This is a genomic window from Bradyrhizobium sp. 87 (assembly GCF_023073015.1).
Classification (GTDB): Bacteria; Pseudomonadota; Alphaproteobacteria; order Rhizobiales; family Xanthobacteraceae; genus Bradyrhizobium; species Bradyrhizobium canariense_D.
The window spans coordinates 51321-77040 of record NZ_JADPIQ010000148.1; the positions used below are offsets into that span (position 1 = coordinate 51321).

Genomic DNA, 25720 nt, shown 5'->3' on the forward strand with positions numbered 1-25720 from the left:
ATCCTACCATTTGAATGCGGCCGAGAGTTCATAGGTGCGCGGTGCACCCAAGAGGATCTGGTCGGGATAGAACGGATCGCCCCAGATCGCATAGCGCTTGTCGGCGATGTTGCGCACCCGGAAAGTCAGGCGAGCCTGGTCGACCGCGTTGAACACCGTCTTCGGGATGTCGACGAAGGCATAGACGTCCGCGACAGTGTAGGCCTTCATCGTCACGACATTCGCATCGGTGTTGTAGCGGTCGCCGACGTGACGGCCGGTGACGCCGACTTCCACGGGCCACGGCGTGAAGAACCGATACGACGCTCCGGCATTCGCCACGACGCGCGGCACGTTCGGCGGCGTGTTGCCGGAGAACGAGCCGCCGACAAAATTAAAGTCGGCGTAGCGCGCATCGACATAGGCGATGTTGCCCCAGAGACGCAGGGGACCGATCGGACGCACGGACGCGGCAAGCTCGACGCCCTTCGATTCCTGCCGTCCGGCAAGGTTGAGCTGCATGCCGCCGGCCGCGGCATAGACGTTCTTGCGCAGGATGTCGTAGGCCGAGAACGACCACTCCGCCCGGTTGTCCCAGAACAGGTGCTTGACGCCGGTCTCGTAGGTGCGCGCGGTGGTCAGGTTCAGCGGATCGGTCGGATTGAGCAGGAAGATGTTGTTGGCCGAGATGTCTGCGCCGGTGGCGTATTGGCTGAAAAAGGTCAGGCCCGGTACGGCTTCCCAGGTGTAGCCGATACGGCCCGTGGTCGGGACCCAGGATTGCGAGAACGGGAAGTTCGCCTTCTCCAGACCGAACTTGTCGGTCGAATTGCGGTCGAGCCCGATATGCTCGACGCGCAGGCCGCCGACCAGCGCAAAGGTCCGTGTCAACTTCAACCGGTCCTCGAACGACAGCGCCTCATTGTCGATGCGCGCGGTCTGCTGCTGAATGGTGAGCAGGCCGTAATAGCCGCGAGGCGGATCGACCAGCGGAACGGAATCGCCGGGGAAATTTGCGGCGCCCGGCCTCACGAAATCAAGGTAGCTTGAGGAAAGCGTCGTGACCAAACGGTTGTCAAAGCCGGCGATATTCGCATCCCAGATCAAATCGGTGACGTTGCCGACCAAGCGTTGGCTGTGCGCGACATAGAAGCGCTCACGATCGACCATGTTGGTCCCGGAATTGAACGCCTCGATCTCATTGTTGAACCATGTGCGCTCAGCTCCGTAAGCATAGGCTTGACTTTTCAGCGTCAGGTCGGGCGCCAGATTCAGCTCGAAACCGCCGCGCAGCCACACCTCCTTCGCTACGTTCCTGTTGTCGAGGACGTTGTAGTTAGTATTGAAGGTGCGGTCGTCGATCGTGACGGCACCGAGATCGGTTTTGTTGTAGTTCGAGACGTAATTGCCGGAAACGATCCCCGTCGTCGCATGCGAGCCGCTGAAGGCAATCGGCACCAGCGGCGCACCCCAATAGGCTTTCGAGCGATCTTCCCGATACTCGATCGCGCCCCAGACCTTGAGGCTGTCGGAGATGCGGTAGTTGAGCTGGCCGGAGACATTGAGCGTCTTGGTGTTGGTGTCGTCGGCAAAGCCGTTGAGCGAGGAACGGCTGACGTCGAAGCGGTAGTCCAGCCCCTGCACATTGGTGCTGCCGCCCGAGCCGTAATGCGCCCGGAACGAGTTCAGCGAGTCCCAGGAGAAATCCGCCTCGTTCCGGATCGGACCGGTGTGCGGCTGCTTGGTGACGAAGTTGATCGCGCCGCCGGCGGCGCCCTCGCCTGACATCAGTGATGCCGGACCCTTCAGGAATTCGACAGCCTCCAGATTGGCCGTGTCCATGATCCGCGAGGTCATGTTCTGCGGACCGATCTTGATGCCGTTGTAGAGCGTGTTGATCTGGCTGTTGGTGAAGCCGCGCATGGAGAAAGCCGAAGGCTCGGCCGGATTGTCGCCGGCTGTGACGCCCACCGCTCCGTGCGCGACGTCGGAGACTGTGCGGTAGCCCTGCTCGCGCATGGTTGCGGCCGAGATCACCTCCACGGTCGCGGGTGTTTCTCGCACGGTCAGGCCGAGGCGCGAAGCGCTTTCGGCGACGGCATTGGTGTTGAGCGGCGTCTGTGCCGCCGTGGTCGGCACGACGGGCTTGGGCACTGCGGATGCAGTCCCCGGCCGGCGCGCTGCTGCGCGGCGTGAGCTCTGCGCGTCCCGTCCGGCCGGGCTGGACTGCCTGCGGGATTGTGGCGCCGACACCTCGACGGGCGGCAGTGGCTCGCGGGCCTGCTGCGCCAAGGCCGCTGGCATGTCGATGGCGACGAAAGATGTGAGAGCGGCGGATGCCAGTAGGAAACGGCGTGGTCGTACGATACGAAGGGAATACACGGTCTTGGACCTCGGAGTGACGTCAGTGGCACGTCACCGCGAACCAGGGTCCCATCGTCCGGCTTGCAGCCTTCCGATGAAGCCGAATGTCTGTACTCCCCGACCGACATCTTCGCGTGTGACCACGGCTGACGGCAGGTCTCCTGGCTCGCGGGTCAGTACCTTGCATCGCCTTCCCGGGACCGAGATACCCAGTGGCTCGTGACGCAAGATTCGCCGCTTACAGTTGCGGGGGCAGCCACGGCATTGGGGACAAACTCCCCGCACCGCATTCCCTTTTCATCCCCTCTCGGGGAAACCGTCGCGAGCATCTAGGATTACGATCCAGACAGAGTCAATGTGCCAGTTGCGGCGTTATTGCCACAACGACCAGTTTCCTTGGAGATAAGCATGGGAGGCGAGACCTTCCTCTGGCTGATACGGCACGCGCCCGTCGATGGCGTCGCGGGGACGATCCATGCGGCCGACGCACCGGCCGATCTCGGCGCTCGGGCGCAGCTGGAGGCACTGCGGCAGCGCCTGCCACGGGACGCCGCGAGCTATGCGAGCCCGTCGCGGCGCACCGTCGAAACGGCCCGCGCGCTGGGGCTCGAGCCGCTGCAGCTGGACGAATTCAGCGAGCAAGACTTTGGCGACTGGACCGGCCGTCGGCATGACGAACTCGCCGCGACCGGTGGCGAGGCCTATGCACGGTTCTGGAGCGATCCGGCGCGCGGACGGCCGTCCGGCGGCGAAAGCTTTGAGGAACAGGTCGCGCGGGTCCGCCTGGGTTTGTCGAAGATCGGCACCGGGGCCGCAACGCTCGTCGTGCATTCCGGCACGATCCGGGCGGCGCTGTGCATCGCGCTCGACCTGACGCCACAAGCGGCCCTGCGCTTCGTGATCGATCCGCTGTCGCTGACCAGGATTGACCGGCTCGCGACCGGCTGGCGCGTCGTCTCCGTCAATCAGCGGACGATTTGATCAGGCCGGACGATCAGGCACATTGGCCTGCGCAAAGGTCGCCATGCCGTTGTGGAGCGCGCAGGCCGACCGCACAAGCGGCAGCGCGATGGCCGCGCCCGATCCTTCGCCGAGCCTGAGATCCAGGCTGATCAGCGGCTGCACGTTCAGCGCGCGGAGCACCAGCCGATGCCCCTGCTCCGCCGACTGGTGCGAGGCCAGCAGGAACAGCTGGCACGAAGGGTTGAGCCGCACCGCCGCCAGCGCCGCGACCGACACGATGAAGCCGTCGATCAACACGGGGATGCGGTGCTGTGCAGCCGCGATAACGGCACCGCAGATGGCGGCGATCTCGAGACCGCCGACGGCGCACAGGATCTTTTCGGGCGCAGCGCCCGCAATGTCATGGCGTGCGATTGCAGCGTCGATCACCCGCGCCTTGTGCGCACGGCCGGCCGCGTCGATGCCGGTACCGCTGCCCGCGATCTCCGCGGCGCTCACGCCGAGCAAGCCGGCCGCGATCGCCGCCGATGTCGTGGTGTTGCCGATGCCCATCTCGCCGAAGATCAGAAGATCGGGCTGCCCGGCCTGTGCGCGCGTCACCGCACGTCGGCCGGCTTCGAACGCAAATGCCAGCTCCGTGGGGGTGAGCGCAGCTTCGACGCTGAAATCGCGCGTACCGCTGCGCGGCTTGTCGGTCACGATTCCAGCCATCTCCTCCTGCGCCAGCGTGCCGGCGTCGACGACCTCCAGGCTGGAGCCCAGCTCACGCGCCAGCACCGAGATTGCGGCACCGCCGGAGGCGAAGTTCGCCAGCATCGCGATCGTCACTTCCTGCGGATAGGCCGAGACGCCCTGCGCGACGATGCCGTGATCGCCGGCGAAGATGATGATCGGCACCCGCGCCGCGCGCGGCTGCTCGGTTGCTTGCAGGCCCGCAAGCTCGATCGCGAGCTGCTCGAGCCGGCCGAGCGCGCCGGTCGGTTTCGTCAGTTGCGCCTGCCGCGCCACCGCCGCCCCGCGATGGACTGCGGAGATATCGGGGCATTGTTGGGTGACCCATTCGGGGAGCATGCTGCCTCGCTTGCCTCACAGCCTGCGCTTGAGGATGTAACTGTCCATGATCCAGCCGTGCCGTTCGCGCGCCTCTTGCCGCACGGCGACGATGCGCGGGCCGATCTCGGCCAGCGCGCCGGACATCACGATCTGATCGGGCATGCCGAGATAGGCCCCCCACCAGATGTGCAGGCCCGCCGGATCAAGCGACTGGAACGCCGTGCCGCCGTCGAGCATCACCACCACGGTATCGACACCTGCCGGCCAACCGCCATCGCGCAAGCGGCGTCCGGTCGAAACTAGAAAGGGCTCGCCGATGTCGTTGAGCGGCAACGCATGCGCCGCACACAGCGCCTGGATCGAGGTGATGCCGGGCACGACCTCGATCTTTGGCGAGGGATTGAGCCGCCGCGCAATGCGCAGCGAGGAATCATAAAGCGAGGGATCGCCCCAGATCAGCAGCGCGACCTTGCCCTCTCCTTCGAGATGATCCCCGATCGTCTGCGACCAGACGGCGGCCACGGCATCATGCCAATCGTCCACGCCCTTGCGATAGTCCGCTTCAGCGGCGTCCCGCACGGGCAGATCGAACTCGGCAATGCGGGTCGTGTCGCTGGTGAGCAGATCGGCGCAGATCGTCCGCCTGAGATCGGCGAGGTCGGACTTGGCCGTCCCCTTGCGGGGGATCAGGACGAGATCGGCCGCGTTGATGGCAGTAATCGCGGCACGCGTGAGCTGCTCGGGATCGCCGCAACCGATGCCTATCAGAGAGAGCGTGAGCATGGTGGCTGCGAAGGGCGGCCATCATGGCCGCCCGTTCGCTTGTCTCTAGGCCGCGCTGTGCAAACGCGGCGTGACGAGGCCGGGCGCGGTGACGCCGCGCAGCGACTTTGCCAGCGCGAGCACGCCGAGATCGGCGAGCGGCTCAATCACGATGACCAGCGCATAGGACGCCGCGAAGGTCGCGATGTTGGCGAGGTTGGTCGCGCCGAAGCCGGAGCCATAAATCGCCCAGAACGCCACCCAGGCGATGACGCCCGCCTGATAGGTCGTCGAAAGCGCCAGCGCCTGGCGGTACTTCAGATCGACATAGGCCGTGTTGCTCGAAATGATCCGCGTGGCGATCGCCTGGATTCCGAACAGCGGCACCAATAGCGTGGTGACGTTCATGCCATATTGCGGCAAGTCGGGCGGCTCGAAGAAGATGCCCTGGAACAGCAGGCCAAACGCGAGGCCGAAGGCCGCAGGCGCCGCGCCAAACAGCAGGAACAAGGTCGAGCCGAGGATGAAGTGCACTTCGGAGACGCCGACCGGGAAGTGCGGCAGGATCTCGAAGAAGATAAACACAAGTCCCGTGGTGGCGAGCGTCCGCGCCGCGAACGACGTGATGCCCTGCTCGCGCACGGTCTCAACCGCGAGCTTCAAGGCAACGCCGCCGACGGCAATGCCGGTTGCATAACTCAGCACGAGCTTGGCGTCCGAGACTAGTCCGGGTTCGATATGCATGGCTCAGATCCTTCTTGCCGTCACACCCGACGGCCTTGGCCTCAAAACATGCACGGCCGGTCTCCTGGCTCGCGGTTCACTGGGAGTCTCCGGCCTTCCCGGGCCTCGCGGCCCAGTGGCTGATCGAAGTCCCTCACCGCTTACAGTCGCGGGGGCGGCTGGGGTTTTGGGCGCCGCAACTGGGTCCGCCCATCCCCATTCCCGATTATGCTCCGGCGCTTTGCGCCGCATCGAGCACCATGCGTCTCCTGTGTGCCTCTTTCGCCGGCCGGGCGTCAAGGGGCGACGGGCGGACGAGGCGGTCATGACGGATAATTCCCCGCCAGCGCGCCGAACAGGATGACGGCCGCCGTGGAGGCCGCTCCGCCCCGCGCAAGCTGCTCTGCAAGTTCCGAAATGGTGGTGCGGACCAGCCGCTCATCGGGACGGCCGAGCGATTCGGCAAACAACGCCGGCGTGGTTGGGGCGAGCCCGTGCTCGATCAATTTGACGACCAACGCCGGAAACGTCCGCCGGCCCATATAGACCACGGTCGTCGCCTCCGGATCGGCCAGCGCCGCCCAATTGAGATCTGGCGGCAGCTCGCCGGTGACGTCCGCCCCGGTCACGAACTGCACGCGGCGCGAGGTGTGACGCCGGGTCAGCGGAATGCCGGCTTGCGCGGCGGCGACACAGGCCGAGGTGACGCCGGGAATGATCTCGTAGCCGATGCCCGCTTCACGCAGCGTCTCGAGCTCCTCCTCGAGCCGGCCAAAGATGCCGGCATCGCCCGACTTCAACCGGACCACGCGCGCGCCTGTCACGGCATAGTCGACCAGCAGGCGGTTGACATGGTGCTGCTTGGTCGAGGCCCGCCCTGCCCGCTTTCCCACCGCGACGAGATTGGCGCCGGGCCGGGCCAGATCGAGGATCGCGCCTGAAGCAAGATCGTCATAGAGCACAACGTCGGCCTCGCGCAGCCGCGCTGCACCCTTGAGCGTGAGCAGCTCGGGATCGCCGGGCCCGGCGGAGACAAAGGAGACAAAACCGCTCACCGGTCCTCCGCGATCAGATGGAAGAACGTGCCGGTGGCTTGTCCCCGCCGCGAGCCGGTCTCGGCAATGACCGCACCTGTCGCGTCGTGCACGACCGCCAGCGCCGTGTCGGGCTGCGCGACTATGGTCGAATAGTGGAATTCATGGCCACGCAGGCGTGCACCCGCCTGATGACCCGGCATCGGCGCGGCGAGCTCGGCCAGACGATAGCCCAGATGCATGCGGCGCTTGGCAAAGCTCGTCTCCAGGCCGAGCAGGCCCGTCATCTCGTGGCTGATGCCATCGGCGTCGGTCAAAGCGGTGCCCAGCACCATATAGCCCCCGCATTCGCCGTGCACCGGGCGCGTCTCGGCGAAGGCGCGCAATCCGCTGCGGAAGCGCGCATTGGCAGCGATCCTGCCGGCCTGCAGCTCGGGATAGCCGCCAGGCAGCCAGCACACATCGGCGACCGGATCAGGGGCTTCATCGGCGAGCGGCGAGAATGTCGAGATCTCCGCACCCGCCGCGCGCCACGCTTCCAGCATGTGCGGATAGACGAAGGAGAACGCGGCATCACGGGCAAGCGCAATGCGCTGGCCGGGCGGCGTCACGTTGACGCCGCTTGCGGCAGGTTGCGGCGACCAGGTGGCCGCCGAACGCAGCACCGCGTCGAGATCGACATGCTCGGCAACGAAGCGCGCGGCCTCGTCGATCAGCTTGCCGATTTCCGCCTGCTCCTCGGCCTGCACCAGTCCGAGATGCCGCTTCGGCAGGCTGATCTCGGCATGGCGCGGCAGCGCGCCGAATACGGCGATGCCGGCATCCAGCAGCGCGCGCCGCACGAGGGCTTCGTGGCGCGGGCTGGCAACGCGATTGAGCACGACGCCTGCAAGGCGCACACCGGGGCGGTAGTCGCGAAGGCCCGCCGCGATCGCGGCCGCCGTTTGTGCCTGTCCTGAGGGATCGATCACCAGCAGCACCGGCCAGTCCAGCATCTCCGCGATGTCGGCGGTCGCCCCGGTGCCGCAGACGCCACGCGCGGCGACGCCGTCGAACAGACCCATCGAGCCTTCGGCCAGCACGACATCGGCGTCAATGCCGCGACTGACGAGATGCGAGATTGTCCCGCGATCCATCGCCCAACTGTCGACATTGACCGAGGCGCGTCCCGTCGCGGCGGCATGAAACGCGGGATCGATGTAATCGGGGCCGCTCTTGAAGCACTGCACCCGCAATCCGCTGTTGCGCCAGGCGCGAGCAAGCGCCAGCGTCAGTGTGGTCTTGCCGACGCCGGAGGCCGGCGCGGAGATAACGAGCCCTGCCGCCATCACGACACCTCCGGAAAGCGCGGCTCGGCGCCGACCGGCCGATAGCGGCGGTCATAGTCGGCAGCATAGAGACGGCTCTCGGAAAAATCCGCCGAGCCCAGCGTCTTGCCGACCAGGATCAACGCGGTGCGCTCCATCTCGCCCCCGACCGCAGCGTCGAGTGTTGCGAGCGTGGCGCGGATGATGCGCTGCTCGGGCCAGCTCGCACGCCAGACGATCGCGACCGGGCAATCCGCGCCATAATGCGGCGTCAGCTCAGCGACGACCTTGTCGAGCAGATGAATCGACAGATGGATCGCGAGCACCGCGCCGGTGGCGGCGAAGGCGGCAAGCTTCTCGCCTTCGGGCATCGCGCTGGCGCGGCCCGGCGTGCGCGTCAGCACCACGGTCTGGGCAAGGCCGGGCAGCGTCAGCTCGGCCTCCAGCGCAGCCGCGGCGGCCGAGAAAGAGGGAACGCCGGGCGTGACCCTGTAGGGAATGTCGAGCGTGCGCAGGCGGCGGAGCTGTTCGCCCATCGCCGACCAGATCGAGAGATCACCGGAATGCAGCCGCGCAACGTCCTTGCCATCGGCATGGGCGGCGGCGATCTCCGCGACGATCTCATCGAGCGACAGCGGCGCGGTGTTGACGATCCGCGCCCCGGGCGGGCAATGCGCCAAGACGCCCTCGGGCACAAGTGAGCCAGCATAGAGGCAGACCGGACAGGCGGCGATGAGATCGCGGCCGCGCAACGTCAGCAAGTCAGGAGCGCCTGGCCCTGCCCCGATGAAATGCACCGTCATGCGCCGTCTCCTTCCGCGATCGCCGCGGTCGCGGTGCGATCCTGCGAGACCACCCGCGTCGCAATCAATCGCGCGCGAGGTCCGGCCGCTGCGAGCGCCGCCGCCTCGGCAACCGATCCCGTCCCGAACTTTTCCACGACGAGCTTTGACTGCGTCGGCGTGTCGATGCCAACAAGCATTTCGGCGGCAACCGCCTTGATCGGCAAGCCGCATTCGCGCGCGAGCTGCTTCAACACCTCCTCGTCGGCCTTATCGCTGACCGTCGCCACTGCTGCGAGGCCTTCGGGACCACCGGCCGCCAGAAGCGCCTCACGCAGCGAGGCCAGCGTGACGTCCCGCTTGAATCCGAGCCCGGCGACCTTCATCGGACCGCGCTCCATTGCACCACGGGCCGCACGGCCTCCCAGGACCGGTAGCGGCCGAGCGAAGCGGCATGCGCAATCTCGACCCGCATCAATTCGCCGCCCTGGCGCTGGTGCAGCTCACCGAGCAACGCTTCCGTCTCCAACGTTACTGAATGCGCGACCAGCCGCGTACCGGGCGAGAGCCGCGGCCAGATGGCGTCGAACATCGCGATGTCGAGACCGCCGCCGATGAACACGGCGTCAGGCCCGTCCAGCGTAGCAAGGGTTTCAGGCGCTTTTCCCGCGATGACTGTGATCCGATGTGCCAACCCGAACGCCGTCGCATTGCTGCGAATGTTCGCTGCGCGATCCTCGCGCGCCTCGACGGCGATCGCGGTGCCCCCGCACAGCGTCCACTCGACCGAGATCGAGCCCGAGCCCGCACCGATGTCCCATAGCCGTTCACCGGGACGCGGCGCCAGCGCCGAAAGCGCGAGCGCACGGACCGGACGCTTGGTGATCTGGCCGTCATGGACGAAGAGTTCGTCCGATAGTCCCGAGCTGTGGGGGATGCCCTGCGCGCCCGCCGCCTCAACGGCTACCGCGACCAGATTTCCGGCAAGATCGCCTGCGAAGCTGTCGGCGCGATGCGCGTTGATCCTTTCGCGCGGCCCGCCAAGCGCAGCGAGTGTCCAGAATGCCGAGGCACCCCATCCGCGCGCCGTCAGCCATTTCGCGAGATCGCCTGCCGCCTTTGCGTCGCGCACGAGACAAATGATGCGTGCCCCTCGCGCCAGGTGTGGCACGAGACGCTCGAATGGCGCGGCGTGGAGACCGAGACAGGCAACGGATTCCAGACGCCAGCCAAGCCGCGCAGCAACGAGCGAGAATGTCGAGGGAGCCGCATACGCGATCCATTCGTCGCCATGGAGCTTCTCGGCGAGGCTCGCGCCGGCCCCGTGCCAGAACGGATCGCCGGAGGCGAGCACCGCCGTCGGGCGACCACGGCAGCTCAACACGATTTCTGCATCGAACGGCACCGGCCATGGACGGCCGCGCCCGGTTATGCCGGCGAGTGCAAGATGCCGTTCACCGCCAAAGACAGTTTCGGCATCATCGAGCGCCTTTCGGCTTGCCTCGGACAGCCCGGCAAGGCCATCTTCGCCGATACCGATGATGGTCAGCCAGGGATCAGCCATGACGCGCGCCCTCATTCTGGGCGGAACGGCCGACGCGAGCCTGCTCGCGGCGGAGATCGCGCGCGCCGGCGTCGATGCCGTGTATTCCTATGGCGGCCGCACCCGCGCGCCCGCCGGTCAGCCGTTGCCGACGCGGATCGGCGGTTTTGGCGGCGCAAGCGGACTTGTCGATTACATTGGTCGGGAACACATCACGCATGTAATCGACGCGACGCATCCCTTTGCCGCCGAGATGAGCCGCAATGCGGTCGCGGCATGTGCGGAAACCGGCACGCCGCTGATCGCTCTCGAGCGAGCGCCGTGGACCAAAGCGCCCGGCGACAACTGGATCGAAATACCTGATGTCGACGCCGCGGTCACCGCACTGCCTGAAGTGCCGGCAAATGTGTTCCTCGCCATCGGCCGCCAGCACATCGCGCCGTTCGCGACCAAGCCGCAGCACGCCTACACGCTGAGATTCGTCGATCCGCCCGATGCGCCGCTGCCCTTCGCCGCGGACGTCATCGTGTCGCGTGGGCCGTTTACGCTTGAGGGCGAACTGGAGATGCTGCGCGCGCGAGGCATCACCCGGATCGTCGCCCGCAATTCCGGCGGCGACGGCGCGCGCGCCAAGATCGACGCCGCCCGCAGGCTCGGCCTGCCCGTGATCATGATCTCGCGGCCGCAACTGCCGGAACGCTTGCGGGTCGAGAGCGTGGCCGAGATCATGCAGTGGCTCGGTCATCGGGCCTGCCTCGGCGCATAGACCCAGCGGCCGACGCGGCGTGTCTGCGAGTTGCCGACGATCACCAGCGTGCGCATGTCGGCCATCTCGGGCCGGGCTTCGTTCAGCCTGACGGTCTCGATCTTTTCGTCGGCGGCGCTGATCGCGCGCGCGAAAATCACAAGACGGTCGCCACAGCCGGCCTCGTTCAGCACCGCGAGCGCACGGCCAAATCCTTCCGGCCGGCTCGCCGAGCGCGGATTGTACATCGCGATGGCAAAATCGGCTTCCGCGGCGAGCCGCAGGCGCTTCTCGATCACCGCCCACGGCTTGAGATTATCGGAGAGATTGATCGCGCAGAAATCATGGCCGAGCGGTGCGCCGGCGCGCGCGGCAGCCGCCAGCATCGCAGTGACGCCGGGCAGCACGCGGATCGGCAGCTCCTGCCATTGCGGCGCCTGTTCGAGCGCCTCGAACACGGCGGACGCCATCGCGAAGACGCCGGGGTCGCCGGAGGACACGATGACGACTTGGCCGCCTTCGGCCGCGAGCCGCAGCGCCTGGCTCGCGCGCTGCAGCTCTTCGCGATTGTCGGAAGGATGCAAAGTGAGCCCTGCCCGCGCTGGCACGCGCGCGACATAGGGCGCGTAGCCCAGAATGTCGGTCGCGGCGGCAAGCGCGGCGGAGACCTCGGGCGTCACCAGCGCAGCGCTGCCCGGGCCGAGGCCAGCGATGGTCAGCGTGCCCGTCATTCGGCGGCGTCCGGATGCCGGCCCTTGCCGTGCACGAGCACGATCGCAAAATAGGGGCAGTCGGCGGCGTCGATCTCCGCAAGCCGCACCACGCGCTCGCCCGGCATGGTGCCGCGCTCGACCAGCCACGCATCGTCCAGCCGTCCGGCGGCAGCGAGCGCGCGGCGCACTTTCGCGAGATTGCGCCCAGTCTTCATGATCACGAGCGCATCGGAATCGCGCATGCGGCGTTCGAGCTCGTCCTCGGCGAGCGTGCCCATGAGCACCGTCGTCACGTCGTCGCCGAGCGCAATCGGCTGTCCCACGCCATTCCAGCAGCCGACCATGCCGGGAATGCCGGCGATCACCTCGATCTCGACGCGGCCCTGCAGGCGCATGTGCAGATGCATGAAGGAGCCGTAGAAGTAAGGATCGCCCTCGCAGAGCACGACGACGTCGACCGCGCGCGCCAGCCGCGCCAGTCGCTCCGCCCATTCGTCGTAGAAGCCGGCAAGCAACTGGACATATTCAGGCGTGTCGAAGGCGATCTCGGTCGTAACAGGATATTCCATCGGATATTCGGTGACGTCGGCAGCCAGCATGCCCTCGACGATGCGGCGCGCCTGGCCGGGCCGGCCCTTTTTGCGGAAATAGGCGACATGCCTCGCGCCGCGCACCGTGCGATCGGCGCGCACGCTCATCATATCAGGGTCACCGGGGCCGAGACCGCAGCAGATGATGCGTCCCATCGCTATTCGCTCCGGCTCGCCAGCGCGTTCACGGCGGCGACCGTGATCGCGGAACCGCCAAGGCGGCCCTCGACCGTCAGCGCCGGCACCGGGGAAACGGCCATCAGCGCAGCCTTGGATTCGGCCGCGCCGACGAAGCCGACCGGACAGCCGATGATTGCCGCGGGCCGTGGGCAGTCCCGGTCCTCCAGCATGTTGAGGAGATGGAACAGCGCGGTCGGCGCATTGCCGATCGCCACGATCGCGCCGTCGAGATGCGGCCGCCACAGCTCCAGGGCCGCGGCCGAACGGGTGTTGCGCATGGACTGCGCGAGCGCGGGAACGGTCTCGTCGCCCAGCGTGCAGATGACGGCGTTGGCGGCGGGAAGCCGCGCCCGCGTAATTCCTTCAGAGACCATGCGCGCGTCGCACAGGATCGGTGCGCCCTTCTGCAAGGCCGCGCGTGCGGCGACCGCCATGCCTGATGTGAAGCGGATATGCGCTTCGAGGCCCACCATGCCGGCGGCATGGATCATCCGCACCACCACCTGCTCCTCGTCCGGCGTGAAGCGCGCAAGATCGGCTTCGGCCCGGATGGTGGCAAAGGACTGCCGGTAGATCGCAGCGCCGTCGGTCTCGTACGTGTGCGGCATCAGTGCCCTCCCATCAGGATGGAGGGATCTTTGACGATGTCGTCGCGATTCAGCCCGCGCAGGATGGGCTCATCGCGCGTCGACCCGGCGCGCACGAGATCGAAGCCTGCGCCGGTCGCGACCAGAGTGATGGCGGCGGGACCAGAATGGGCGCAGCCCTTGGCACAGCCGGAGACGTGTAGCCGTGCGGCCGCGCCGATGTTCGGCGCCAGGGCCGCGGCAAGGCCACGGGTATCGGCATGCGCCTCGCGACAGCGTGGCGCACCGCTACAGGCGATGACGCGCAGCGCAGGGTCGTAGGCCTCGGTGATCAGGCCGGTCGCGTTCGGCATCACGCGCTTGGCTTCGCTCAAAACCATCCGCCACGGCGTCATGCGCAGCGCATGTCCGCAACCGGCGAACTGGTTGAGCGTTGCATGCGCCATCTGTCCGAAGGCGACCCCGACCATCGCACCTTGCGCATAGAGGCCGGGACGCGCCGCGGCCATGATCGGCGCCGGCTCGGCCTCGCCGCGCAATGCCGCCGGCAAGATTGCACCGGCTGCAAGATGCGCCGCCATCCGCCCTCGCCCGCCTCTCGCGCCGCCGGAGGTCACGAACCAGCCGGCGAATGCGAGCGCGGTGGTCACGGCCTCGCCACGTGGGACCGAGCGGCCGAGTTTGTCGCCATCAGCCCGTACCAGCAGTCCGCCGGAACCATCGCGCTCGATCCGCACGTCGGCGGAATCGCCCGCAAGCACGCGTGAGGTGCCGTCGTCGATGGCGAAGCCGAACTTGGTTGGAAGTTCGAGCTGGCTGTCGGCGAGCGCCTCCTCGAGCTCGGCGGCGAGCGATTGGGTCTCGTCCCCGCTACGCCAGAACGGCGTCACAAGAATGTTGCGACGGGATTCGGTCTCCGCATCCGGGTCGAGCAGCGCCAGTTGGGAAAGGCCATCGAGCAGCAGCCTGTGGCTGGTCTCGTTGACGCCCCTGATCTGGAGATTGGCCCGGCTGGTCACGTCGATCAGGCCATTGCCATGGCGTTCGGCGAGATGAGCCAGTCCGGAGATCTGCGCCGCGTCGAGCCGTCCGCCGAACGGACGCACGCGGGCCACCAGCCCGTCGCCCGATTGCATCGGGCGCAGCGCGCCGGGACACCAGCCCTTGACCACGGAAGCACTCATGAGGCCTCCCGCAGCGCAGCCGCAATCGAGTTGCGGCGCGTTCGCCAGAGCGAGGCTTCATGCAGGCGCGTGAAACACGTTTCCATCGCGGCGAGTGCCGCCGGATTTTCGCGGGCCATGAAGGCGTGGACGTCGTCATGGCCGAGCGTCGCATCGTAGTAGAGGTCGAACAGATGCGGCGGCACGGCGCCGGCCAGATGCGCGAAGGCGGCCATGTGCTCGAGCGTCGCGGTGATCTCGGCCGCCCCGCGAAAACCGTGGCGCATCATGCCCGCGATCCAGGCCGGGTTGGCCGCGCGCGCGCGGACGACACGGGAGATTTCCTCGGTCAGCGTACGCGCATGCGGCTGCTCGGGGCGCGTCGCATCGAGATGATAGAGCGATGGTCCCGCCGCGCCGAGATGGGCCGCGGCAGCCGCAATGCCGGCCTCATGCGCGGCATAGTCGGCCGCGAGCAGAAGATCGGTTTCCGGCAAATCCTGCATGTGAACAAAAGCATCGGCCGATACGATCCGCTTCTCGATACCGGCACGATCGAGCTTGATTTCGCCATCGGCCGAGAACGCCCATGACGATGCCGAGAGCCACGCTTCGCCGGCGGCTTCGCGCGTCTCGGGCGTGAAGGCGTCCGGGATTGCCGAGAGACCCACGCCGTATTGTCCGGGACGCGGCGCGAACACGCGCGATGTGCGATGGCGATATGGATTTTCGTCGCCCTCGTCCTCGCGGACCGACAGCGCCGCGGCTGCCGCCTCGAACAATTGCGCAAGGCCTGAGAAGACGTCGCGGAACAGGCCCGAGACGCGCAGCGTGACGTCGATGCGGGGCCGGCCAAGCTCCGCAGGCGCGATGATGTCGTAGCCGGTCACACGGCCGGAAGCATGATCCCAGCGCGGTGCGAGGCCAGCCAGATGCAGCGCCATGGCAAACTCTTCGCCCGCGGTGCGCATCGTCGCCGAGCCCCAGAGATCGACGACAAGGCCCTTTGGCCAGTCGCCATGATCCTGCAAATGACGACGTAGCAGTTCTTCGGCGAGCTTGATGCCTTGCACGTGCGCCGACGGCGTCGGCACCGCGCGTGGATCGACGGCAAAGAGATTGCGACCCGTCGGCAGCACGTCCTGACGGCCGCGATAGGGTGAGCCTGACGGCCCCGGCGCGACGCGCCGGCCCGCAAGCGCGGCCCGCAAAGCGTCGCGTTCCGCGTCGCCGCAGGCGCCGCGGCCGAACACGTGCAGGCCGTCGCCGAACTGGCTTTCCTTGAGATCGCAAACGAAACGGTCGATCCGCGGGATCGCTTCGGCCGGCGCGGCCGCTGCATCGAGGCCAAGATCGTCTTCGAGGCCGGCCGCGCGTGCCTCATCGCGGATCGCGGCGATCAGACGCTGGCGGCGGGCGGGATCGAGGCCATCGGCCGTCGAGTACTCGTCGAGGAGCTGTTCGAGCCTGCGCAGCCCGTCCGGCACCGCTGATGCGGCGAGTTGCGGCGGCAGATGGCCGATCGTGACGGCACCCAGGCGCCGCTTGGCCTGCGCGGCCTCGCCGGGATCGTTGACGATGAAGGGATAGATGACGGGCAAATCGCCGACCAGGGCTTCCGGCCAGCACGCCTGCGACAGCGCCACGGATTTTCCGGGCAGCCATTCCAGCGTGCCGTGCGCGCCCATGTGCACGACGGCATCACAGCCCTGCTCGCGGAGCCAGAGATAGAACGCGACATAGGCATGGCGCGGCGTGCGGGCGAGATCGTGATAGTCGGCATCGCGCGCGGTCGCATCGCCACGCTCCGGCTGAACCGCGATGATCGACCGGCCGCATTGAATCGCAGCGAAATGGAACGCGCCGTCGCGACAACCCGGATCGGTCTCCAGCGCGCCCCAGGCTTGCGCGAGATCATCCTGCAACACTTGCGGAAGGCGCGACAGTGCAGCACGGTAATCGGCGACGCTCCAGCTCAAGGTCTGCTTGAGCAGCGTCTCACCGAGCGCATGGACCGGATCGAGATCGAAGCCGGCCTCCGCGAGATCGGACACCAGGGCCTCGACCGACGCCAGCGCATCGAGACCCACCGCGTGCGCGATCTGATGCGGACGGCCCGGATAGTTGGAGAGCACGAGTGCCATCCGCTTGTCAGCGGCCGGCGTCTCCGCAAGACGCCGCCAGGCCGCAACGCGCGCGGCCACGGCCTTCACGCGCTCCTCGTCGGGCTTGTGTGCCAGATGCGAAAATTGCAAATCGGGATCGCGCATCGCGGCAGACTTGAAGCTCACCACGCCCGCGAACAGGCGGCCGTCGACCTCGGGCAGCACCACATGCATCGCGAGGTCGCCGGGCGACAGGCCGCGGAGCGAGCTCGCCCAGTCCTCGCGGCGGGCCGTGGAGAGCGCGACCTGGAACACGGGGCAGGATGCGGCATCGAACGGCGTCGTGCCGTCGTCGCCCATCGCCGAGAACGCCGTCGCATTGACGATCGCGGCCGGAGGATTTTGCGCAAGATGCACCCGCAACCAATCCGCGACCCCCGCGGCTTTCAGCGAGGTGACGAACACACCAAACACGTCGAATCCCTTCTCGCGCAATGCGGCGATCAGGGCATCGACCGGGCCGGTGTCGGCAGCGGTGAGATAGGAGCGATAGAAGGTCACGAGCGCGCGCGGCCTGCCCTCACCCGACGTCGGCGCGGCGACGACGCCGCGCGCGGGGTCGTAAAAGCCCATCTCGGGCACTGTCATCTCGCCGATAACTGGCCCCGCATAGAGTCCGGAGGCCAGCGCAAGCTGCGCGATCGCGGCTTGCGCCGCGACGGGGCCGCCGGTGTCGCAGAGCACCTTGAGCCGCCGCAACGTCGAGACCGGCAGGGTCGAATACGCGTCCAGCCGCGTATCGTCGCGGCCGTCGGCCGGCAGCACGGCCAGCACGATGCCGCGCTCCTTCGCCAGCTGCTGCAGGGCCGCGAGCCCATACGGCCAATAGGATTCCCCGCCGATCAAACGCACGAGAATGCCGCGCGCGTGCGCAAGCGTGCGTTCGACATAGGTGTCGACCGAGAGCGGATGACGAAGTTCTGCGAGATTGACGAGCCGCAGCGACGGCAGGCTGTCGCGGCCACGGCGCCAGCCGGCCGCGAACGCGGCAAGATCGGAATCCGAATACGAGAGCACCACGAGATCGGCCGGGTCCTGGCCAATGTCCCTTGGTATCGCGGTCTCCTCGAGACCGCGGCTCTCGCGGAAGACGACGTGCATCAGATACCGGATCCTGAAAGACCGAGTCCCGCCTTGATCGCGGCCTCGTCGATATCGCCGTGCTCGCCGATCACGACCAGCTTTGACTGCCTCGCGCCCGCGCCCCAGGGCTTGTCGAACTGGTGGCGCACGCGCTCGCCCACCGCTTGCAGCAAGAGGCGCATCGGCTTGCCTTGCACCGCGATGTAACCCTTGACGCGCAGCACATTCTGCTCGCGCGCCAGACGCTGAACGGATGCAACCAGCGCTTCGATATCGGTGACCTCAGGAAGATCGATCACGACGGACGCAAAATCGTCGTGCTCGTGATCCTCTTCGCCGTCGTGATGCGAGGGACGCGCGGCGAGATCGTTCTCGGCGGCAGCACCGAGGCCGAGGATGAGGCGCGCGTCGATCGCGCCGTCGGTGATCGCCAGCATCGGCACGCGGCGCGACATCTCGGCGGTGATCGCCGCCTTGGCTGCTTCGAGGCCTGCCGCGCCCGCAAGATCGGCCTTGGTCAGCAGCACGATGTCGGCGCAGGCGATCTGGTCTTCGAACACTTCGGACAGCGGCGTCTCATGGTCGAGATTGCCGTCCGCCGCGCGCTGCGCTTCGACGGCGTCAGGGTCGGGCGCAAAACGGCCGGCGGCGACAGCTTCGGCGTCGGCCAGCGCGATCACGCCGTCGACCGTGATGCGCGAACGGATCTCCGGCCAATCGAACGCCTTGAGCAACGGCTTGGGCAGCGCCAGGCCCGAGGTCTCGATCAGGATGTGATCGGGCTTGACGGCCCGCGACAGCAGCTTCTCCATGGTCGGAATAAAATCGTCGGCGACGGTGCAGCAGATGCAGCCATTGGCGAGCTCGATGATGTTCTCTTCCGGGCAATTCGCATCGGCGCAGGATTTCAGAATCTCGCCATCGACGCCCTCGCTGCCGAACTCGTTGACGAGCACCGCGAGCTTCTTGCCATTGGCATTGGCAAGCAGATGCTGGATCAGCGTGGTCTTGCCGGAGCCGAGAAAGCCCGTGACGACCGTGACCGGGACTTTTGCGAGCGAATTCATTCGGCGGCCTCCGGCACGACGGCCAAGGGGGAAATGGGGGGAATGCGGGCAAGCGATTGCTTGCGGAATATCTCCGGGCGGCTGCGCCAGGGCACGAGGCCGTCGGGCGCGGCCGCATAGGCCGCGGCGCCCGCGACCACATCGCTCGCATTCGCATCCGACAGACGGCCATAGACATAGGACCAGCGGCCGGGCGCGCTGAGCGCGACGGAGCAACCCTGGTTGCATGCAGACAGGCATTCGACGGGAACCACGCTGACGCCGTCGGGCACGCCGGCCTCGAGGATCGCGCCATGCAGGCGCTTGCCGGGCGTCGTCTCGCCTTCGCCAAGTGTCTCGCCGGCGCGGCAGGTAATGCAGACATGAAGTGTGACGGTCATCGCTTCTTCCAGAATAAACAGCGGGAAGCGATGAGGCCCACGAACCGTTCTTGCGAAGGCCCGTTTCCCCGTCGCGGAACACCCCGTCCGCCGGTCCAAAATCGTCCGCGTTGGCAGGTCTCCCGGCTTGCGGAGCAGGGTTTCCCCTTCGATCCCCGCCTTCCCGATCCCCAGGGGATCAGTGGCTTCGGGCATCTCTCCGGTCACGGTCGCGGGGGCGGCTGCATTTTGGAACCAAATCTTGCCGATTCGGACCCTATCGCATTCCCTCTTCGCCTGTCGTAGGACAGGAACCAACGCCGGGCCACCATTTGCCCCCGACCGCCTCTTGTCAAGCCGAAGGATCCCGTCCGATGACGTCAGAACCGGATACCCAGACGGCCGACGAAACCGACGCCCGCCACGCCTCAAAAATGGCGAAGAAGAAGGTCGCCCGCGACAAGATCATGGCGACCAAGAGCGGCGAAAAGGGCCTGATCATCATCCACACCGGGGCCGGCAAGGGCAAGTCCTCTTCGGCCTTCGGCATGATCGTCCGCTGCGTCGCCCATGGCTTCCCCTGCGCGGTCGTGCAGTTCATCAAGGGCGCCTGGGACACCGGCGAGCGCCGCATGCTGACCGGCCATTTCGGCGACCTCTGCCAATTCCACGCCATGGGCGAGGGTTTTACCTGGGAGACGCAGGACCGCGCCCGCGACATCGCCGCCGCGCGCGCCGGCTGGGAGAAGGCCAAGGAGCTGATCCTCGACCAGAATCTCCGCATGGTCGTGCTCGACGAGATCAACATCGCGCTGCGCTACGACTATCTTGACATCGCGGAGGTCGTCGAATTCCTCACGACGCAGAAGCCGCCGATGACGCATGTCGTGCTCACCGGCCGCAACGCCAAGGACGAGCTGATCGAGATCGCCGATCTCGTCACCGAGATGACGCTGGTCAAGCATCCCTTCCGCTCGGGCATCAAGGCGCAAGCCGGCGTCGAGTTCTAAGAAACTCGCGATGGCGCGCGCATTGATGATCCAGGGAGCCGGCTCGGACGTGGGCAAGTCGCTCATCGTTGCCGGCCTCGCACGCGCCTTTGTGCGACGCGGCCTGCGCGTGGTCCCGTTCAAGCCGCAGAACATGTCGAACAATGCAGCCGTCACCGTTGACGGCGGCGAGATCGGCCGCGCCCAGGCACTCCAGGCGCTCGCCGCCGGCGTCGAGCCGCACACCGACATGAACCCGGTGCTGCTCAAGCCCGAGACCGATGTCGGCGCGCAGGTGATCGTGCAAGGAAAACGCATCGCGACCGCGCGCGCGCGTGAATATGCGGCGATGAAACCGTCATTGATGGGCGCCGTGCTGGAGAGCTTCGAGCGGCTGAAGGCGCGCGCCGATCTCGTTCTGGTGGAGGGTGCCGGCAGTCCGGCCGAAGTGAACCTGCGCAAGGCCGACATCGCCAATATGGGTTTTGCGCGCAAGGCCGATGTGCCGGTCGTGCTGGTTGGCGACATCGACCGCGGCGGGGTCATCGCGCAACTCGTCGGCATCAAGACGGTGATCGACCCGGACGATGCCGCGATGATCCAGGGATTTGTCATCAACAAGTTCCGCGGCGATCCCACATTGTTCGACGACGGCTACAGACTGATCGAAGAAAAGACCGCCTGGCGCGGCCTCGGCGTGCTGCCCTGGTTCGCGCGCGCCGGCGAGCTGCCGGCCGAGGATGCGCTGGGCCTGAGCGATGCGCGCAAACCGGGCCAATGCAAGATCGCCTGTCTCGCGCTGTCGCGAATCGCCAATTTCGACGATCTCGATCCGCTCAAGCTCGAGCCTGGCGTCGATCTCGTGATGGTGCGGCCGGGCGAGGCCATTCCCGGCGACGTGCGCCTCGTCATCATTCCCGGCTCGAAATCCACCCGCGGCGACCTCGCCTTTCTGCGCGCGCAGGGCTGGGACATCGATCTCCTGGCGCATTACCGCAGAGGCGGCCATGTGCTCGGCCTCTGCGGCGGCTATCAGATGCTCGGACGCAGCGTCGCTGATCCCGAGGGGATCGAGGGCCCCGCCGGCGACACACCGGGTCTCGGACTTCTGGATGTGGAAACGGTGATGAGCTCGGAGAAGACGTTGACACGCGTCGCGGCGCTGCATGCCGCCACCAATCAGCCGATCGAGGCTTATGAAATCCACATCGGCCGCACTGATGGGCCGGATCGCGCGCGGCCATTCGCAAGGCTGAATGGCGAACCGGAAGGCGCGATCTCGCGCGACGGACGCGTGCAGGGCAGCTATCTGCACGGCCTGTTCACGTCGGATGATTTCCGCAAGGCCTTTTTGGCGAAGCTCGACATTCCCGCCGGCGACGAGCCCTATCACGCCAGGGTCGAGAGTGCGCTCGACGCGCTCGCCGATCACATCGAGCGACATCTCGACGTCGGCGGCCTGCTCGCGCTAGCGCGCTAGAGCCTCGGCCAGGCGCGACCATTCGGGTTCGCCGCCCGGAAGCCCGAGGCGCAGCCATGTCGGCTCCCGCGCGAATACGCGCGACCAGATATGGCGACGCGCCAGCTTCTCCTGCGCGGCAAGGGCGTCGGGCGTCTCGTAGAGACGAAACAGCTGCGTCCCGCCAACGAGCGTCCAGCCTTGCGACTGAACAATGCGATCGAGGCGACCGCAGTCTCGCGCGAGCCGCGCGGAGGTGGCCTCGGCCCAGGCATCGTCACCCAAAGCGCGGCAACCGATCGCGATTGCCGCTCCCGAGACGGGCCAAGGTCCCGACATCGCCGCAAGCCTAGCGATATCGGACGAATTGCCGAGCGCGAAACCGAGCCGCAGGCCGGCAAGGCCGTAAAACTTTCCGAAGGAGCGCAGGATCAGCAGCCCCGGCCGATCCTCGGATGCAAGCGATAGCTGCGGGGCCACATCGGCAAAACTCTCGTCGACGACGAGACGGCCGACGCGCGGCAGCAGCGCCAGCAAATCCTTTGGCGTATGACATCGGCCGTCGGGATTGTTGGGATTGACGACAATGGCGAGGTCGGCGCCCGCGAGCGCGTCGAGCGCGCTGACCTCTTCCACCTCCCAGCCCGCGGCCGAGAGCACACCCGCATATTCGTTGTAGGTCGGCGCGAGGATGCGCGCGCGGCCGGGCGGCGCAAGTTGCGGCAGCAGTTGAATCGCCGCCTGTGCGCCGCCAAGCGCGACAACCGCCGCGCTCGTGCGGTAAGCGTGCCGCGCCGCCTGATGCAGCGCCTCGATCTCGGCGCGCGACGGCAACGCGCTCCACGCGCGCGAACTCACCTCGCCCACGGGATAAGGCAGGCGGTTGATACCGGTCGACAGATCGATCCAGTCCTCCGCGCGACCGCCGAAGCGCTGCTGGGCCTGATCGAGATTTCCACCGTGCTCGCGCATGCGCTGTTCTTTCACGCGAAGGCCAGGATCGCAAGGATGCCGGCGAGCAGCAGCATGGTGCGGCGGTAAACCGTCAAGCCTCGATCGATGTCGGCGGCAAGCGGATCGCGCGCAGCTTCATTCAGCCATGGCTCGTTCGTGATGCTGCCGTGATAGATCCGCGGACCGCTGAGCCGCACACTAAGCGCGCCCGCCATGGCCGCTTCCGGCCAGCCGGCATTGGGCGAACGGTGACGGCGTGCATCCCGCGTCATGCACGACAGCGCCTCTGATCGCCGTGGCGCCAGCAGCACGAACAGAAGTCCGGTCAGCCGCGCCGGAATGAAATTGGCGACATCGTCGATGCGCGCCGCGGCCCAGCCGAAGGCTTCGTGGCGTTCAGAGCGATGGCCGATCATGGAGTCCAGCGTGTTGATCGCCTTGTAGCCCAAAATGCCGGGCAGACCGAACAGCGCGCCCCAGAACACCGGTGCGACGATGCCGTCGGACGCATTCTCGGCGAGGCTCTCGATCGCAGCGCGCGCGATCCCGGCCTCGTCAAGCGCGGCGGGATCGCGGCCGACGATGCGCGAGACCGCCTCGCGTGCGGCGGCGATATCACCGGCCCGCATGGGATTTGCGACGGCAGCAACGTGGTCGTGCAACGAGCGCAAGGCGATCAGCGGCCAGGCCAGAACCCCGACCAGCACGAGCTGGATCAATCCCAAGGGAAGCAGAGACTGCAGCACCCAGCCGAGCGCGACAGCGAGCGCGATCACGACGAGTGCTCCGGCAAGACCCGCGGCGCGGCGAAATGCCGGCGGATCGGACGGTCGATTCCACGAGGTGTCGATGGCAGAGATCAGCCCGCCCAGCCAGGTGACGGGATGGCCGATCCGCGCGAACAACCACAACGGCCAGCCCAACAGGGCATCCACCACCATCGCCACCGCCATCGCACCCGCAAAACCCACACCCGCCTCCTGTCCCGCCCCTGTTGCGCAAACGACGGCCGGAGCGCAAGCCCCCGGCTGGCGGATTTCGGCTTTGTTTTTGGCCGCGTTTGGTGATTAGTCAGACCCACAGGAGATTTTTATGGCCGTCATCTTGATCACGGGCGGAGCGCGATCGGGCAAGAGCGCCCATGCGGAAAAACGCGCACGCAGCTTTCCGGGCCGACCCGTCTACATCGCTACGGCCGAGGCGCTCGACGCGGAAATGGAAGCACGCATCGAAAAGCATCGCAGACGCCGCTCAACCGATTGGATCGAGCGGGAGGTACCGCTCGATCTTCTGCAGGCGCTGATCGAGACCGATGGCGGCGGGCCTAGACTGGTGGACTGCCTGACCCTGTGGCTCTCCAACATGATGCTTGCGCAGCGCAACTGGGATCACGAAGTCATGAAGCTCGCCCTCTTCCTGCGCGGCCAGAAGAGCCCCGTCGTCTTCGTCACCAACGAAGTCGGCCTCGGCATCGTCCCCGACAATGCGCTGGCGCGGAGCTTCCGCGACGCCGCCGGCTTCATGAACCAGGCCATCGCCGCCGTTGCGGACGAGGCCGAGTTCGTCGTCGCCGGCCTGCCGATGAAACTGAAATGATGCCGCGCGACCAATTTTTGCGAGACGTCATCGCCGATCTCAGGATGGCGGCATCGTTCGTGACAATCCTCCCCGTCGCATTGTCGAAGCCCGCAGCTGACGGCGCCGTCGCACGCGCGACCTGGGCTCTTCCAGTCGCGGGACTGCTGGTCGGCCTTGCCGGCGCCTTGGTCTACAAGGTCGCGAGCCTGTTGGGTCTGTCGCCGAACCTTGCCGCCCTGCTCGCGCTGGCCGCGACCGCCCTCGTCACCGGCGCGCTGCACGAGGACGGCCTTGCCGATACCGCCGACGGGCTCGGCGGCGGCCGCACCCGCGAGCGCAAGCTCGAGATCATGCGCGACAGCCGGATCGGCACCTATGGCGTCTGCGCGCTGATCCTGTCGTTCGGCCTGCGCTGGAGCGCGCTCGCGACGATCGCCAATCCGTGGGCCGTCGCGCTCGCACTGTGCGCTGCGCACACTGCGGCCCGCGCGGGCTTGCCGGCCTTCATGTCGCAGGTCGCGCCTGCGCGACCTGACGGCCTGTCGGCGAGCGCCGGATCACCGCCGAGTCGAAGCGTTGCGATCGCATTCGCTGTTGGAATCCTCGCGCTCGTGCTCGCGCTTGGGCCGGGCAAGGCGCTGGTGAGCCTGATCCTGCTCGCCCTCTCCGGCCTGATGCTGGCGCGACTTGCCATCCGCCAGATCGGCGGGCAGACCGGCGACATCCTTGGCGCGTTCGAGCAGACCGGCGAGATCCTGATCCTGCTGGTTGCCGCAGCTGTCCAGATCGGAGGCTGACGTGATGGTCGAGTTCGACGACACCTTTCGCCAGCACTTGCGCGAGCTGTTCGTGTGGCGCCGCGACGTGCGCCGCTTTCGCGCCGATCCGTTGCCGGACGGCGCCATCGATCGCCTGATCGAGACGGCCTGTCTCTCGCCCTCGGTCGGCCTCAGCCAGCCCTGGCGCTTCGTCATCGTCGATGACGCCGCACGGCGTCGCGCCGTGATCGACGACTTCAAAGCGTGCAACGCGGACGCGCTGAATTCCTATGCCGGTGAGCGCGCAGCACGCTATGCCACGCTGAAACTGTCGGGTCTCGAACAGGCCCCCGGCCACCTCGCCGTGTTCGCGGACAAGGCCAGCGACACCGGTCACGGCCTCGGCCGCGCGACGATGCCGGAGACGACGGAATATTCCGTGGTTGCGGCGATCACCGCGATGTGGCTGGCCGCGCGCGCCGAGGGCATCGGGCTTGGCTGGGTATCGATCCTCCATCCGGATCGCATCCACGCCATTCTCGACGTGCCCGACACCTGGAAATTCATCGCCTATCTCTGTATCGGCTATCCGGAAGTCGAATGCGACCGGCCCGAGCTGGAACAGGCGAAGTGGGAGCAGCGGCGGGGGGCAGAGGAATTCACGCTGCAGCGTTAATCAGGCCACGCCGGAGATCCATCTTCTGTGTTGCGAGCGACTGCCGACGTAGGAATACGGTATCGGACTGCCAAACGCTGCGAATGAGCAGTCACAAACGCATTTTTTCGTCAATTGTGGATGCCGGCCGTTCGCGCTAAGCAT

At 66.9% G+C, this 25720-nt stretch carries 25 protein-coding genes and 3 riboswitches; of the genes, 7 read left to right on the top strand and 18 right to left on the bottom strand.

What is annotated here, in order from left to right:
- Nucleotides 1–3: 3 nt before the first annotated feature.
- The gene (locus IVB50_RS38720; RefSeq protein WP_026233635.1) at nucleotides 4–2361 is read right to left on the bottom strand and encodes a TonB-dependent receptor; all 2358 of its coding nucleotides are present in this window, start codon (nucleotides 2359–2361) and stop codon (nucleotides 4–6) included.
- A 115-nt stretch (nucleotides 2362–2476) separates the two neighbouring features.
- Nucleotides 2477–2679: riboswitch (cobalamin riboswitch) on the bottom strand.
- A gap of 72 nt (nucleotides 2680–2751) precedes the next feature.
- On the opposite strand from IVB50_RS38720, the gene IVB50_RS38725 reads away from it, so the two are divergent.
- The gene (locus tag IVB50_RS38725) at nucleotides 2752–3324 is read left to right on the top strand and encodes a histidine phosphatase family protein (RefSeq protein ID WP_018458674.1); all 573 of its coding nucleotides are present in this window, start codon (nucleotides 2752–2754) and stop codon (nucleotides 3322–3324) included.
- Here IVB50_RS38725 and cobT read toward each other — a convergent pair whose 3' ends face one another.
- The 8 genes from cobT to IVB50_RS38765 form a co-directional block, all read right to left on the bottom strand.
- Nucleotides 3325–4377 carry a nicotinate-nucleotide--dimethylbenzimidazole phosphoribosyltransferase gene (gene cobT, locus IVB50_RS38730; RefSeq protein WP_247300151.1) on the bottom strand — a complete coding sequence of 351 codons (1053 nt, stop codon included), beginning with the start codon at nucleotides 4375–4377 and terminating at the stop codon, nucleotides 3325–3327.
- Between the two features lie 15 nt (nucleotides 4378–4392).
- Nucleotides 4393–5142, bottom strand: coding sequence for a precorrin-6A synthase (deacetylating) (gene cobF, locus IVB50_RS38735; RefSeq protein ID WP_018458672.1), 750 nt, complete (start codon nucleotides 5140–5142; stop codon nucleotides 4393–4395).
- A 45-nt stretch (nucleotides 5143–5187) separates the two neighbouring features.
- On the bottom strand, nucleotides 5188–5865 hold the full coding sequence (locus IVB50_RS38740; protein ID WP_018458671.1) for an energy-coupling factor ABC transporter permease: 678 nt from the start codon (nucleotides 5863–5865) through the stop codon (nucleotides 5188–5190).
- Nucleotides 5866–5901: 36 nt separating this feature from the next.
- Nucleotides 5902–6122: riboswitch (cobalamin riboswitch) on the bottom strand.
- 45 nt (nucleotides 6123–6167) lie between these two features.
- Nucleotides 6168–6899: a uroporphyrinogen-III C-methyltransferase gene (gene cobA / locus IVB50_RS38745; RefSeq protein ID WP_018458670.1), complete on the bottom strand. Its 732-nt coding sequence runs from the start codon at nucleotides 6897–6899 to the stop codon at nucleotides 6168–6170.
- Entirely contained in the window at nucleotides 6896–8206 is a 1311-nt protein-coding gene (locus tag IVB50_RS38750; protein WP_018458669.1) for a cobyrinate a,c-diamide synthase, read from the bottom strand. Before IVB50_RS38750 ends, cobA begins: the two co-directional genes overlap by 4 nt.
- Nucleotides 8206–8988 (bottom strand): precorrin-4 C(11)-methyltransferase, encoded by a 783-nt coding sequence (gene cobM / locus IVB50_RS38755; protein ID WP_247300153.1) that lies wholly within the window; start codon nucleotides 8986–8988, stop codon nucleotides 8206–8208. The genes IVB50_RS38750 and cobM overlap by 1 nt, the downstream gene beginning before the upstream one ends.
- Nucleotides 8985–9353, bottom strand: a complete 369-nt coding sequence (locus tag IVB50_RS38760; protein WP_018458667.1) for a cobalamin biosynthesis protein — start codon at nucleotides 9351–9353, stop codon at nucleotides 8985–8987. The genes cobM and IVB50_RS38760 overlap by 4 nt, the downstream gene beginning before the upstream one ends.
- Complete coding sequence (locus tag IVB50_RS38765; protein ID WP_018458666.1) at nucleotides 9350–10531, bottom strand: bifunctional cobalt-precorrin-7 (C(5))-methyltransferase/cobalt-precorrin-6B (C(15))-methyltransferase; 1182 nt, start codon at nucleotides 10529–10531, stop codon at nucleotides 9350–9352. The genes IVB50_RS38760 and IVB50_RS38765 overlap by 4 nt, the downstream gene beginning before the upstream one ends.
- Between IVB50_RS38765 and IVB50_RS38770 the strand changes: the two genes are divergently transcribed.
- Complete coding sequence (locus IVB50_RS38770; protein ID WP_018458665.1) at nucleotides 10530–11276, top strand: cobalt-precorrin-6A reductase; 747 nt, start codon at nucleotides 10530–10532, stop codon at nucleotides 11274–11276. The genes IVB50_RS38765 and IVB50_RS38770 overlap by 2 nt on opposite strands.
- Here the strand turns inward: IVB50_RS38770 and cobJ are convergent.
- The 7 genes from cobJ to IVB50_RS38805 are packed head-to-tail and all read right to left on the bottom strand — an operon-like array spanning nucleotide 11252 to nucleotide 19183.
- A complete protein-coding gene (gene cobJ / locus IVB50_RS38775; protein WP_247300155.1) occupies nucleotides 11252–11986 on the bottom strand; it encodes a precorrin-3B C(17)-methyltransferase in 735 nt (244 codons plus the stop codon). The genes IVB50_RS38770 and cobJ overlap by 25 nt on opposite strands.
- Nucleotides 11983–12714, bottom strand: a complete 732-nt coding sequence (locus IVB50_RS38780; RefSeq protein WP_026233633.1) for a precorrin-2 C(20)-methyltransferase — start codon at nucleotides 12712–12714, stop codon at nucleotides 11983–11985. Before IVB50_RS38780 ends, cobJ begins: the two co-directional genes overlap by 4 nt.
- A 2-nt stretch (nucleotides 12715–12716) precedes the next feature.
- A complete protein-coding gene (locus IVB50_RS38785; protein ID WP_018458662.1) occupies nucleotides 12717–13346 on the bottom strand; it encodes a precorrin-8X methylmutase in 630 nt (209 codons plus the stop codon).
- On the bottom strand, nucleotides 13346–14509 hold the full coding sequence (gene cobG / locus IVB50_RS38790) for a precorrin-3B synthase (protein ID WP_018458661.1): 1164 nt from the start codon (nucleotides 14507–14509) through the stop codon (nucleotides 13346–13348). Before cobG ends, IVB50_RS38785 begins: the two co-directional genes overlap by 1 nt.
- Nucleotides 14506–17754, bottom strand: a complete 3249-nt coding sequence (cobN, locus tag IVB50_RS38795) for a cobaltochelatase subunit CobN (protein WP_018458660.1) — start codon at nucleotides 17752–17754, stop codon at nucleotides 14506–14508. Before cobN ends, cobG begins: the two co-directional genes overlap by 4 nt.
- A complete protein-coding gene (gene cobW, locus IVB50_RS38800; protein WP_018458659.1) occupies nucleotides 17754–18803 on the bottom strand; it encodes a cobalamin biosynthesis protein CobW in 1050 nt (349 codons plus the stop codon). The genes cobN and cobW overlap by 1 nt, the downstream gene beginning before the upstream one ends.
- Nucleotides 18800–19183 (bottom strand): DUF1636 domain-containing protein, encoded by a 384-nt coding sequence (locus tag IVB50_RS38805; protein WP_018458658.1) that lies wholly within the window; start codon nucleotides 19181–19183, stop codon nucleotides 18800–18802. Before IVB50_RS38805 ends, cobW begins: the two co-directional genes overlap by 4 nt.
- A 94-nt stretch (nucleotides 19184–19277) precedes the next feature.
- A riboswitch (cobalamin riboswitch) is annotated at nucleotides 19278–19496 on the bottom strand.
- A gap of 40 nt (nucleotides 19497–19536) precedes the next feature.
- On the opposite strand from IVB50_RS38805, the gene cobO reads away from it, so the two are divergent.
- Together cobO and IVB50_RS38815 are read left to right on the top strand one after the other, a co-directional pair.
- Nucleotides 19537–20172: a cob(I)yrinic acid a,c-diamide adenosyltransferase gene (gene cobO, locus IVB50_RS38810; RefSeq protein WP_026233632.1), complete on the top strand. Its 636-nt coding sequence runs from the start codon at nucleotides 19537–19539 to the stop codon at nucleotides 20170–20172.
- A 10-nt stretch (nucleotides 20173–20182) separates the two neighbouring features.
- Nucleotides 20183–21631 (top strand): cobyric acid synthase, encoded by a 1449-nt coding sequence (locus IVB50_RS38815; RefSeq protein ID WP_018458656.1) that lies wholly within the window; start codon nucleotides 20183–20185, stop codon nucleotides 21629–21631.
- On the opposite strand, the gene cobD is transcribed toward IVB50_RS38815, so the two are convergent.
- Nucleotides 21620–22582 (bottom strand): threonine-phosphate decarboxylase CobD, encoded by a 963-nt coding sequence (gene cobD, locus IVB50_RS38820; protein WP_018458655.1) that lies wholly within the window; start codon nucleotides 22580–22582, stop codon nucleotides 21620–21622. The two genes, IVB50_RS38815 and cobD, sit on opposite strands and share 12 nt — an antisense overlap.
- Nucleotides 22583–22593: 11 nt before the next feature.
- Nucleotides 22594–23535 carry an adenosylcobinamide-phosphate synthase CbiB gene (gene cbiB, locus IVB50_RS38825; RefSeq protein ID WP_026233631.1) on the bottom strand — a complete coding sequence of 314 codons (942 nt, stop codon included), beginning with the start codon at nucleotides 23533–23535 and terminating at the stop codon, nucleotides 22594–22596.
- Nucleotides 23536–23656: 121 nt separating this feature from the next.
- On the opposite strand from cbiB, the gene cobU reads away from it, so the two are divergent.
- From cobU to bluB, 3 genes are read left to right on the top strand one after another with little or no spacing between them, the layout of a single operon-like run.
- Entirely contained in the window at nucleotides 23657–24160 is a 504-nt protein-coding gene (cobU, locus tag IVB50_RS38830) for a bifunctional adenosylcobinamide kinase/adenosylcobinamide-phosphate guanylyltransferase (RefSeq protein WP_018458653.1), read from the top strand.
- Nucleotides 24157–24939, top strand: coding sequence for an adenosylcobinamide-GDP ribazoletransferase (gene cobS / locus IVB50_RS38835; RefSeq protein ID WP_018458652.1), 783 nt, complete (start codon nucleotides 24157–24159; stop codon nucleotides 24937–24939). Before cobU ends, cobS begins: the two co-directional genes overlap by 4 nt.
- A 4-nt stretch (nucleotides 24940–24943) precedes the next feature.
- Nucleotides 24944–25576, top strand: coding sequence for a 5,6-dimethylbenzimidazole synthase (gene bluB / locus IVB50_RS38840; protein WP_026233630.1), 633 nt, complete (start codon nucleotides 24944–24946; stop codon nucleotides 25574–25576).
- The last annotated feature ends 144 nt before the right edge of the window (nucleotides 25577–25720 follow it).

Coding starts and splice junctions, on each gene's coding strand:
- IVB50_RS38725 (WP_018458674.1), top strand. CDS start 2,752: ATGGGAGGCGAGACCTTCCTCTGGCTGATACGGCACGCGCCCGTCGAT.
- cobT (WP_247300151.1), bottom strand. CDS start 4,377: ATGCTCCCCGAATGGGTCACCCAACAATGCCCCGATATCTCCGCAGTC.
- cobF (WP_018458672.1), bottom strand. CDS start 5,142: ATGCTCACGCTCTCTCTGATAGGCATCGGTTGCGGCGATCCCGAGCAG.
- IVB50_RS38740 (WP_018458671.1), bottom strand. CDS start 5,865: ATGCATATCGAACCCGGACTAGTCTCGGACGCCAAGCTCGTGCTGAGT.
- IVB50_RS38750 (WP_018458669.1), bottom strand. CDS start 8,206: ATGGCGGCAGGGCTCGTTATCTCCGCGCCGGCCTCCGGCGTCGGCAAG.
- cobM (WP_247300153.1), bottom strand. CDS start 8,988: ATGACGGTGCATTTCATCGGGGCAGGGCCAGGCGCTCCTGACTTGCTG.
- IVB50_RS38760 (WP_018458667.1), bottom strand. CDS start 9,353: ATGAAGGTCGCCGGGCTCGGATTCAAGCGGGACGTCACGCTGGCCTCG.
- IVB50_RS38770 (WP_018458665.1), top strand. CDS start 10,530: ATGACGCGCGCCCTCATTCTGGGCGGAACGGCCGACGCGAGCCTGCTC.
- IVB50_RS38765 (WP_018458666.1), bottom strand. CDS start 10,531: ATGGCTGATCCCTGGCTGACCATCATCGGTATCGGCGAAGATGGCCTT.
- cobJ (WP_247300155.1), bottom strand. CDS start 11,986: ATGACGGGCACGCTGACCATCGCTGGCCTCGGCCCGGGCAGCGCTGCG.
- IVB50_RS38780 (WP_026233633.1), bottom strand. CDS start 12,714: ATGGGACGCATCATCTGCTGCGGTCTCGGCCCCGGTGACCCTGATATG.
- IVB50_RS38785 (WP_018458662.1), bottom strand. CDS start 13,346: ATGCCGCACACGTACGAGACCGACGGCGCTGCGATCTACCGGCAGTCC.
- cobG (WP_018458661.1), bottom strand. CDS start 14,509: ATGAGTGCTTCCGTGGTCAAGGGCTGGTGTCCCGGCGCGCTGCGCCCG.
- cobN (WP_018458660.1), bottom strand. CDS start 17,754: ATGCACGTCGTCTTCCGCGAGAGCCGCGGTCTCGAGGAGACCGCGATA.
- cobW (WP_018458659.1), bottom strand. CDS start 18,803: ATGAATTCGCTCGCAAAAGTCCCGGTCACGGTCGTCACGGGCTTTCTC.
- IVB50_RS38805 (WP_018458658.1), bottom strand. CDS start 19,183: ATGACCGTCACACTTCATGTCTGCATTACCTGCCGCGCCGGCGAGACA.
- cobO (WP_026233632.1), top strand. CDS start 19,537: ATGACGTCAGAACCGGATACCCAGACGGCCGACGAAACCGACGCCCGC.
- IVB50_RS38815 (WP_018458656.1), top strand. CDS start 20,183: ATGGCGCGCGCATTGATGATCCAGGGAGCCGGCTCGGACGTGGGCAAG.
- cobD (WP_018458655.1), bottom strand. CDS start 22,582: ATGCGCGAGCACGGTGGAAATCTCGATCAGGCCCAGCAGCGCTTCGGC.
- cobU (WP_018458653.1), top strand. CDS start 23,657: ATGGCCGTCATCTTGATCACGGGCGGAGCGCGATCGGGCAAGAGCGCC.
- cobS (WP_018458652.1), top strand. CDS start 24,157: ATGATGCCGCGCGACCAATTTTTGCGAGACGTCATCGCCGATCTCAGG.
- bluB (WP_026233630.1), top strand. CDS start 24,944: ATGGTCGAGTTCGACGACACCTTTCGCCAGCACTTGCGCGAGCTGTTC.